The 9,367-nt window shown below is 65.2% G+C and carries 8 protein-coding genes; 1 reads left to right on the forward strand and 7 read right to left on the reverse strand.

What is annotated here, in order from left to right; translation table 11 throughout:
- On the reverse strand, positions 1 to 82 hold an 82-nt coding region (locus RT662_RS05170; RefSeq protein WP_313669647.1), incomplete at its 3' end, for a YgaP-like transmembrane domain.
- A gap of 203 nt (positions 83 to 285) precedes the next feature.
- Here RT662_RS05170 and RT662_RS05175 point away from each other — a divergent pair.
- Positions 286 to 816, forward strand: coding sequence for a rhodanese-like domain-containing protein (locus tag RT662_RS05175; RefSeq protein WP_313669640.1), 531 nt, complete (start codon positions 286 to 288; stop codon positions 814 to 816).
- Here RT662_RS05175 and RT662_RS05180 read toward each other — a convergent pair whose 3' ends face one another.
- From RT662_RS05180 to RT662_RS05205, 6 genes are all read right to left on the reverse strand, one after another.
- Positions 817 to 2,097, reverse strand: a complete 1,281-nt coding sequence (locus RT662_RS05180) for a sugar MFS transporter (protein ID WP_313669641.1) — start codon at positions 2,095 to 2,097, stop codon at positions 817 to 819. It abuts the gene before it with no gap.
- 17 nt (positions 2,098 to 2,114) lie between these two features.
- Complete coding sequence (locus tag RT662_RS05185; protein ID WP_313669642.1) at positions 2,115 to 4,511, reverse strand: glycoside hydrolase family 3 N-terminal domain-containing protein; 2,397 nt, start codon at positions 4,509 to 4,511, stop codon at positions 2,115 to 2,117.
- Positions 4,512 to 4,669: 158 nt separating this feature from the next.
- A complete protein-coding gene (locus tag RT662_RS05190) occupies positions 4,670 to 5,857 on the reverse strand; it encodes an MFS transporter (RefSeq protein WP_313669643.1) in 1,188 nt (395 codons plus the stop codon).
- Complete coding sequence (locus RT662_RS05195; protein ID WP_313669644.1) at positions 5,850 to 6,899, reverse strand: LacI family DNA-binding transcriptional regulator; 1,050 nt, start codon at positions 6,897 to 6,899, stop codon at positions 5,850 to 5,852. The genes RT662_RS05190 and RT662_RS05195 overlap by 8 nt, the downstream gene beginning before the upstream one ends.
- A 17-nt stretch (positions 6,900 to 6,916) precedes the next feature.
- Complete coding sequence (locus tag RT662_RS05200) at positions 6,917 to 8,428, reverse strand: tryptophan halogenase family protein (RefSeq protein ID WP_313669645.1); 1,512 nt, start codon at positions 8,426 to 8,428, stop codon at positions 6,917 to 6,919.
- Positions 8,425 to 9,367, reverse strand: a 943-nt coding sequence (locus RT662_RS05205) for a cupin-like domain-containing protein (RefSeq protein WP_313669646.1), incomplete at its 5' end; no start/stop codon positions are given. The genes RT662_RS05205 and RT662_RS05200, both read right to left, overlap by 4 nt.

A 9,367-nucleotide genomic window follows, 5' to 3' on the forward strand; every position in this document is an offset into this window, starting at 1 on the left:
GTGGCCCCACGAACACCAGAGAAATCAGGGCAATACCCAGCCCCGTCCGCAGAACACGATCAATTGTGCCTTCGTTACGCATGGCAATCACTCCTCAATCAAGCTGGTGCAATGGTGGCCCGCATCGGGCTGTCCAGCCTTGATCTGGATCAATCAATGCCATCTCTATTTACTAATTTAGAATGTTCTGATATCGAACCGCTGCCTTCGACTGAGTGTCAGTTACTGCGGCCAACTGCCATTGCCCCCATCCATGCTGCCGGTCCACGCTGCGGAGAATGATCCTTGCTGAAGTCCCTGCCCCCCTGTGACGCGGCAGCGCTGATCGATGCTGGCCACGCCATGCTGATCGATGTGCGCGAAGCCGATGAATATGCCGCCCGCCACATCCCCGGATCGCTGTCGATGCCGCTCAGCCTGGCCAATGGCGGCGTGCTTGCCTGCGGCCATGATTGCAGCCTGATCTTTACCTGCCAGACCGGCCGGCGCACCAGCAGCAATGCTGGCCGGTTGCTGGCCCGGGTTCCAGGCGGCAGCGCTTGGGTGCTGGAAGGCGGCGTGGAGGCCTGGGCTCGCGCCGGCCTGCCACTGGCGGGGCGCGAAACCGCATCGCGCCTGCCGATCATGCGCCAGTTGCAGATCGCCACCGGTTTGCTGGTGCTGGCCAGCGTGTTGCTCAGCATCCTGCTGGCACCGGGCTGGATCGCGCTGGCCGGGTTGGTGGGCGTCGGGCTCAGTGTGGCCGGGACGACGGGCTGGTGCGGCATGGCCCATCTGCTGGCCGCAATGCCGTGGAACCGGCGGGCAACGGCCTGATCAAGCGGCGGGCGCTGGCCTTGCGGTGAACCAGCCAAAGCTGGCGATTACCGCATAACAGGCCGCCGGCAGCGCCAGGCCAAGCGCCAGGCTGCCGCTGGCATCGACGATCATGCCGGTGAGCAGCGGCACCACCGCGCCCCCAACGATGGCGACATTGATGATCCCAGAACCATCGGCCGCACGCGGGCCAAGGCCTTCGCAGGCCAGGCTGAAGATGGTGGGGAACATGATGGCATTCATCAAGCCGATGGCGAGCAGGCTGTAGCCCGAAACATCACCCGTGCTCTGGGTGGACACGGTGATCAGCACGATGGCACCGATCGCCACCAGCGCCAGCATTCGCCCCGGTGCCACCAGCCGCAGCAGTGCCGAACCAACGAAGCGGCCCACCATCGCGCCGCCCCAATAGAGCCCGATCAGCTTGCCGGCTTGTTGTTCGGCCAGCCCCATCACCTGCGCCTGGCCAAGATAATTGACGATCAGCGAACCGATCGACACTTCAGCGCCCACATAGAGGAAGATGCACAGCGCCCCGAAACCAAAGCGGCGTTGGCCAAGCAGATCGAGGCCGGCCAAACCGGCGCTGGCTTCATGCTGTTCGGCCGGCAGCGCATTGCGGAACAACCAAACCACGCCGGCCACCACCGCCAGCGCAACGGCAAGGCCCAGATAGCCGTTGACGATGGCCTGGCTGCCGGCGGTGCGATAGGCATCCAGCGCCGCCCCCGACAACTCGCCTGCCGATTGGCTGGCCAGCGCGCCCAGGATCAGGATGGCGCCGAAATAGGGAAAGATCGTCGTGCCCAGCGAGTTGAAGGCCTGCGCGAAGGTGAGCCGGCTGTGCGTGGTTTCCGGCTTTCCGAGCATGGAAATCAACGGGTTGGCTACCACCTGAACGATGACCACACCGCTGGCCAGCACGAACAGTGCCGCCAGGAACAGGCCATAGGTGGCGGTGCTGCTGGCCGGGATGAACATCAGGCAGCCAATCATCATCAGCGCCAGCCCCGCCACCGCCCCGCGCATGTAGCCGATGCGTTTCACCAGCTTTGCCGCCGGGATGCCGATCACGGCATAGGCGGCAAAGAAACACACCTGCACCAGCATGGCTTGCGTGTAGCTGAGGGTGAAAAGCTCCTTCAGCTTGGGAATGATCACGTCATTCAGGCTGGTGATGCCGCCGAAGATGAAGAACAGCGCCAGCACGAAAACCTGCAGACGCGGGGCATCGACATGACCGGAAACCGGGCGGTCGGTGGCGACAGAGGGAGCAGCCATGGCGGGTTCCGATCAGATCAGGGGGCTGCGGGCGGGCAGGCCGGCAAGGGCATGGGCTGGCTGAGACGGGCCGTCCGCAAGGTCATGGCGAAGCCGCGCTGCGCCTGCAAACGCAGGGGCGTTCCGACATGCGCGAGATCGGCACCGGCCGCCGCAAAACAGGCCAGCGGGATGTCCAGCTTGGCCGGCTGGCCTTGCGGCAGGGCGCGTACCGGCGCGCTGATATCAAGCGTGGCACCGCCCAGGCTGAGCCGCACCGGGCCCGTTGCGGGCGCATCGATGCGCCAATCCAGTTGCAGCGCAAATCCGCCGGTGCCCTGCCGTGACAGGCTGACCGGAGGACCATCGATGGCGATGGCGCCATTGGCTTCCCAGCGGAACTGGCGGGCATCTTCCTGCGCCGAAAGATCAACCGCACGCGCGGTCACGGCGCTGTCCACACCCAGCCGCCACGGCATCATCACCTTGCCGCGCAGCATGTAACTGTCTTCACTGGCCAGTGCCGCGAGATCGACCTTGGGATCCTCACTGAGCGGGCCGACGGTGACGGCGGCGCGGTAATCAAGACCATGGCCGACCGGCCACAGCGGCGCGGTGATCGGCGAACGCGCATCAGCCGGCCAGGCAAAGGGCAGCCGGCCGGTGAAATCACGGGCCGGCGTGCCATCGCGGCGCGCCACCAGCACATCGGCCACCCCCTGCCCCTGTGACCCCGGCAGCCAGGCCGCGACAAAAGCATCGGAGGCATTGATCAGTTTCGGCACGAACAGCGGCCGGCCAGACAGGAACACCGAGATGACCTTGATGCCCTGCGCCTTCAGCCGGGCAATCAGTTCAGCCTCGCCAGCCAATGCGCGGAAAGCCAGATCGGGCACATCACCCTGGAATTCAGCATAAGGCTGTTCACCAAAAACCACGATGGCGACATCGGGCTTGGCCGCAGCCGCGCCGTCGGCGGCAATCACCGCTTCGCCGCCGGCATCGCGCACGGCCGCCGCAATGGCGCGACCAACGGTCTGGCCCTTGGGGAAATCGGCAGCGGTCGTGTCGGTGCCCTGCCAGGTGACGGTCCACCCGCCGCTCTGCATCGCCATGTCGTCGGCGCCGGGGCCAGTGATCAGCACGCGGGCGCCGGGCCGGATTGGCAGCACGCCATCATTGTTCTTCAGCAGCACCAGCGATTTGGCCACGGCCTCGCGGGCAACGGCAAGGTGATCGGGCGTGCCGATTCGCGCTGGGTCGCCGCGTTCCATGGGCGCGGCATCCAGCAACCCCAGTTGCGCCTTCACCCGCAACACGCGGCGCACCGCATCGTCGATCCGGGTGATCGGGATGGTGCCGCGACGCGCGTGACGCAGCGTGCTGTCAAACATTCCCTTCCAGCTGTCGGGTGCCATCACCAGGTCGAGCCCGGCATTGATCGTCAACGCGCAGTCGGTGGGCGTGCAGCCCGGCAACTGGCCGTGGCCGTTCCAATCCCCCACCACCAGGCCATCAAAACCCATCCGGCCCTTGAGCACATCGGTGAGCAGATAGCGGTTGCCGTGCGCCTTCACCCCGTTCCAGCTCGAAAAACTCGCCATCACGGCCAGCACGCCGGTCTCCACGGCTGGCGCATAGCCAGCGGCATGCACGGCCACCAGTTCGGCTTCGCTCATGCGGGCATCGCCCTGGTCCTTGCCGCCCTCGGTGCCGCCATCGGCAACGAAATGCTTGGCAGTGGCAGCCACCTTGTTGGCCGGCAGCGGCGTGCCGGCGGTGATTGGCCCCTGCAGCCCCAGCGTGAGCGCGCGGGCATAGGCTGCAATCAGCGACGGCTGCGCCGAATAGCCTTCGTAACTGCGGCCCCAACGCAGATCCTGCGGCACCGCCAATGTGGGCGCGAAGGTCCAATCAATGCCGCTGCCCGACAATTCGGCCGCAGTGACAGCCCCGATGCGCTGAATCAGTTCGGGATCATGTGCGGCCCCAAGGCCGATATTGTGCGGGAAGATGGTGGCGCCGGGCAAATTGGAATGGCCGTGCACGGCATCAACGCCAAACAGGATCGGGATGCCGGCTCCCGAACGGCGCGAGACAGCGCGAAATTCCCCCACCAGCCGCACCCAGGTTGCGGTATCAGCCCGTTCATTGCCATAAGGGCCGCCATTGCCGCCCGCCAGAATGGAACCGAGCGGATAGCGCTTCAGATCGGCCGGCTTGATGGCAGTGATGTCGGCCTGGATCAACTGGCCCAGCTTCTGGCGCAAGGTCATCCGCTGCATCAGCGTAGTGATGCGGCCTTCGGTAGCCGGATCAGTGAGCGCAGCCGGACTGCGGGTGGCCGGCCACGCCGTTGGATCGGCCTGTGCGGCCGACGGTGCCGCCACGGCGGCCAGCACGATCAGGCTCATCAGCCAGCGCGCCTTGTTCATTGCCATCCCCTGCCCCCGGATCCTGCCCCACCCATTTGCCGGGCGATGGCTGGAGTTGTGCGTCGTGCACATTGTTCAATTTGCGTCCAACCGTGGCCTGCACTGTTGTGAACGTTCTCACCATTTCACGGATGCGCTGCGAAATCAAGAGGCTGCAATCACCGCCGGCGCGACAGGCCAGCCAGCACAAGCGCACTGATCAGGCACAACAAGGCCAGTGCCAGAAACAGACCGGAAAAGCCGAAGCGCGGCACCAGGCCAATGGTGAGCCACGGCATGATCAAAGACGGAATCGTGTTGGTCAGATTGAACAGGCCAAGATCGCGGCCGCGCCGTTCCGGCCGTGCCAGCACGCGCAGGGTCTGGGCGCTGTGCAGGGCGAGGAACACGGCCGAGGCCAGCGAAAAGACTGCAAAGCCCGCCATCGCAGCCGCCAGCGCCGTGGACAAGGCCATCCCCATCAGCCCGAACGCTGCCCCGAATGCAGCCAGCACCAGCGGCCGGAACGGTTGGCCATGGCGATCCGCCCAGCGGCCGGCGGCAAGCGCCACGGGCGCCGACACCACCAGCGTGGCGGCAAACAGCCCCGCCACGCGATTATCGGTCATGGCGGCATCGACACGCTGGAACCAGAAATAGAGATAGGCAAACAGCGTCGCTTCGGCGATCTGCAGGGCCAGCCGGGCCAGCCACATGCGCCGCACAGTCGCTGTCGGATGAACGGACGGAACCGACGTTGCCTGCGGTGCAGGATCAGATTTTGCGGGCAGCGGCAGCAACAACAGCGGCAGCACCGCACCGGCAACCAGCGCGGCAACCAGAGCCAGTCTTCCCTGCGGCAACATCAGATCAGGCCAGGTGACCAGCGAGCCCGACAGCGCTCCAAGGCCTGGCGCAAACGCCAGCAGGCCGCCCAGCAGGCCCTTCTGGCCATCGGGGACATGATCCCCGGCCAGGGCCGCCAGCGGCGCCATCATCATGTTCAGCGCCAATTGCCAGGCAATGATCAGCCCCAGCAGCGCCGGCAGGCTGGCGGCCTGCCCCATCGCAAGCAGCAACAGGCACGACAGCAGAAGCCCCGCTGCGATCCACGGCCGCCGGCGGCCGGTGACATCACTGAGCCAGCCAAACAGCAGGTGGCCAGCGCTGGCCGCCAGCGCGCCGCCAAAGCTGAGCCAGGCCAACCAATCGATGCCGATCCGGGTTCCTGCCAGCCCTTCCACTTTCACCGGCAAAAGGATGGTGAGGAATGGCACATAGGCGATGGCCGCGCCCGCCCAGGCCAGCGCATAGAGCAGCAGGAAGCGGCGCGGCGCCTCCCGTGGCGCCACGTCTGCTTCAGCCACGCCGCGCGACCGACGCCCGCTCGACCAGGCTGGATTTCACCACGGTGAGCGTTTCGGGCAGCGGTTCGCCCTTCAGCGAAGCGATGATGAGTTCTACCGCCGTGGACGCTGTGGCCGCGATGGATTGGTCGATGGCCGTGAGCGGCGGCTGCGCGAACTGGACGACGGGCGTATTGTCGAAGCTGATCAGCGACAGATCGTCGGGCACAGCCAGGCCCAGCTCACGCGCCACGTCAAGCGTGGCAATCGCCATCTGATCGTTGCTGGCAATGATGGCGGTGGGCCGATCCGGCGGATCAAGCAGGCGCAACGCTGCCGACCGGCCCGAGGCGTAGGAGAAATCACCGGCAGCGAGCAGTCCATCGGTATCAAGCCCGGCGTCGGCCATGGCCGCACGCCAGCCATCGACGCGCCAGCCGCTCAATTCATATTCGCTTGAACCGGCAATGAAACCGATGCGGGCGTGGCCGTGGTCGATCAGGTGGCGGGTGGCGGTGCGGGCAGATCCTTCATCGTCCATCGATACCGGAATGCCGGCCTGCCGTTGCTGCGATCCGATGCGCACGAACGGCATGTCCTGTTCGGCGAGGAAGGCGACAATCTGCGGATTGTCGCTGTGGGGCGGGGTGAGGATGATGCCGTCGGGTTGCAGAGCAGCGATGGCACCGGCCAGTTCGCGCTCGACATGATCACTGTGGGTGTCGACCAGTTCAAAGATCATGCGATAGCCATGCTCGGCGCATTTCAGCATGCCGCCCAGCAGCATCTGGTCAACCCAGTCGGTGCCCTGCCGGGCCTGCCAATCGGCGATGGTACGATCGCGATCGTTGATGGCGAGGATGAGATAGGACCGCGATCCACTCATCCGCTGGGCGGCGATGGACGGCACATAGCCCAGCCTGTCGATGGCGGCCTGTACCCGCTCCTTGGTTTCCGAGCGGACATTGGGTTCGTTGTTGATGACGCGGCTCACGGTCTGCAACGACACGTCGGCCTCGGCGGCGACATGCCGGATCGTGACGGCCTGGCGACGTCTTGCCATGCTTCAACTGCCTCTCTTCATGCGGCTTTATGGGCCTGTGCCGCCGCATCGGTAGCACCGCAGTAGCGCGCGACATAGGCGTGATGTTCCGGCAGGCCCGCAACAGTCTTCTCAACGCTGTCGCGCAAGCCGCCCAGGAAGGCGTTGAGCTCCTCCGGGCGCAGCTTGGCGGCAACGGGGTGCCAGGATTGCGGCCAGATCCCCTGCCCCATCATCACCTGCACCCAGCTGTTTTCCACGAAAAGCTCTTCGTTCTTGCGGAACACGCGGCCGGTTTCGCGGAACAATTCGATCTTGTGCGCGAGACTCTCGGGGATCTCCATGGTCGCCACCTGGCGCCAGAACGGGCTGTCGCGGCGCTGGGTCACCTTGTAGTGCAGGATCAGGAAATCGCGGATCTGTTGCATGTCGGTGAACATCTGCTCGTTGAATTCGGCGATGTCATGCTCGCTCACCTTGCCGGCCGGCAGCATGCGGCAGATGCGCAGCACCGCGCGCTGGATCAGATGGATGGAGGTGGATTCAAGCGGCTCCATGAACCCGCCCGACAGGCCGACAGCCACGCAGTTGCGATGCCACTGCTTGCGGCGCACGCCGGTGGTGTAGCTGATGATGTTGGGCTTCACCAGTTTCTCGCCCTCGATGGTGGCGAACAGCCGTTCCTGCGCTGCCTCCTGGGTCAGGTAGCGGCTGCAATAGACGATCCCATTGCCCTGGCGGTGCTGCAGCGGAATGCGCCACTGCCAGCCGGCATCATGGGCGATGGCGCGGGTATAGGGCACGGCGGGCCGCACGCTCGCCGTCTGGATGGCAATGGCGGAATCGCAGGGCAACCAGTTGGTCCAGTCATCAAAGCCGGCGTGCAGCGCGCCTTCGATCAGCAAGGCGCGAAAACCCGTGCAATCGATGAAAAGATCACCTTCGATGCGGCGGTTCCCATCCAGCATCAGCGCGGCGATATCGCCGGTTTCGCCGTTCAGTTCGACGTTGCTGATCCGGCCTTCAACACGCTTGGCGCCGCCGGCTTCAGCTCGCTTGCGCAGGAAGGCAGCATAGAGCGCGCTATCGAGCTGATAGGCATAGTTCAGCCGGTCATCGGGCAGATGCGCGAACTTTGATTGCATCGCTGCCTGCAGTTCCAGCGCATAGGCGTCATAGGGCGCATCATGGCCCTGGGTTTGCCCGTGCATCCAGAAATGCTGGAAGCCGGCCGACCAGTGATCCTTGCCGGTCGTGCCAAAGCTGTGGAAATATTTGTGACCCACGTCGCGCCAGTTCTCGAACATGATGCCGAGTTTGAAAGTCGCCTGGGTCGCCCGCATGAACTCGGCTTCGTTGATGCCAAGCAGGCGGTTGAACAGCACGATCGGCGGGATGGTGCTTTCGCCGACGCCGATGGTGCCGATGGCATCGGATTCCACCAAGGTAAGATCGATCACCGGCCCCAGTGTGTGCGCCAGCGCCGCCGCGGCCATCCAGCCGGCAGTACCGCCCCCGGCGACCACGACCCTCAACGGCTTGCTGTTCATCGCGACAATCCTCTCAACAAACGGGCCTTGATCTGGCCGGCGGTGGCGGCGGTGAGCGGCGCCAGTATACCGCGGCCTTCCGGCGGCAAATGGGCGGTGGCGTCATCCGTGGCCGTAAACACATGATGGTCAAACTGGGCGCGCCAGTGGTCACGCTGTTCGGCGGGCAAATCGCGCACCGCCAATATGGCGTGCAGCAGCGCATCTTCCGGGTTGCCCAGCCAACGCGGCACATCGCGCCACCAGAAATTCACCAATATATTGAAGGCTGCGAGCCCTTCGACATGGTGCCACCACAAGGACGGCACGAAGATCGCATCGCCCGGTTCCAGCTCTGCCACCTGCGCGTGCTGCAAGGCCTCGGCAAAGCGCGGGTGGGCCGCAAAGTCGGGCGCGCGCACATCAACCATGCTCACCGGGCGGCCAGCCGGCGTGTTTTCCAGCGGACCAAGGTAGAGATTGGCGAATTGTTCGGGCGGAAACAGCGTGAAGCGCCGCCGACCGGCTGCACACACCGCCACATTGTCGGGCACGTCGTTGTGGGCGGCGATGCAGGTGCGGCTGCCAATCCAGATGCTGGCCAACGGCTGACGAGCGCCCAGCTTTAGGCTGTGCGCTTCGGCAAGGCCGGCGAAATAATCGCCCATGTCGATGGAGGAGAGATAGACGGTCGGCGCGGTCGCATCCTTCTCGGCCGCCGCCATCGCCGCCAGCCACTGCGGCAGCGGCGCCATGTCCATGCGGAAATTCATCGCCATCGCGGCATCATAAAACAGGCGATCATCGCCGGCCTGCCCGCCGATGCTGGCCGGAAAGGCACGATTGCGGGCCTGTGCCGCCAGCAGATCCCGCGCTGCACCTGCACCCTGCCGGCCGGCCTTGACCAGTGGCCAGTCCGCCGCCAGCCCGCGCACCACGAACGGCGTCGCGGCCCCGGTC

This window comes from Sandarakinorhabdus sp., from assembly GCF_032115815.1.
Taxonomy (GTDB): domain Bacteria; phylum Pseudomonadota; class Alphaproteobacteria; order Sphingomonadales; family Sphingomonadaceae; genus Sandarakinorhabdus.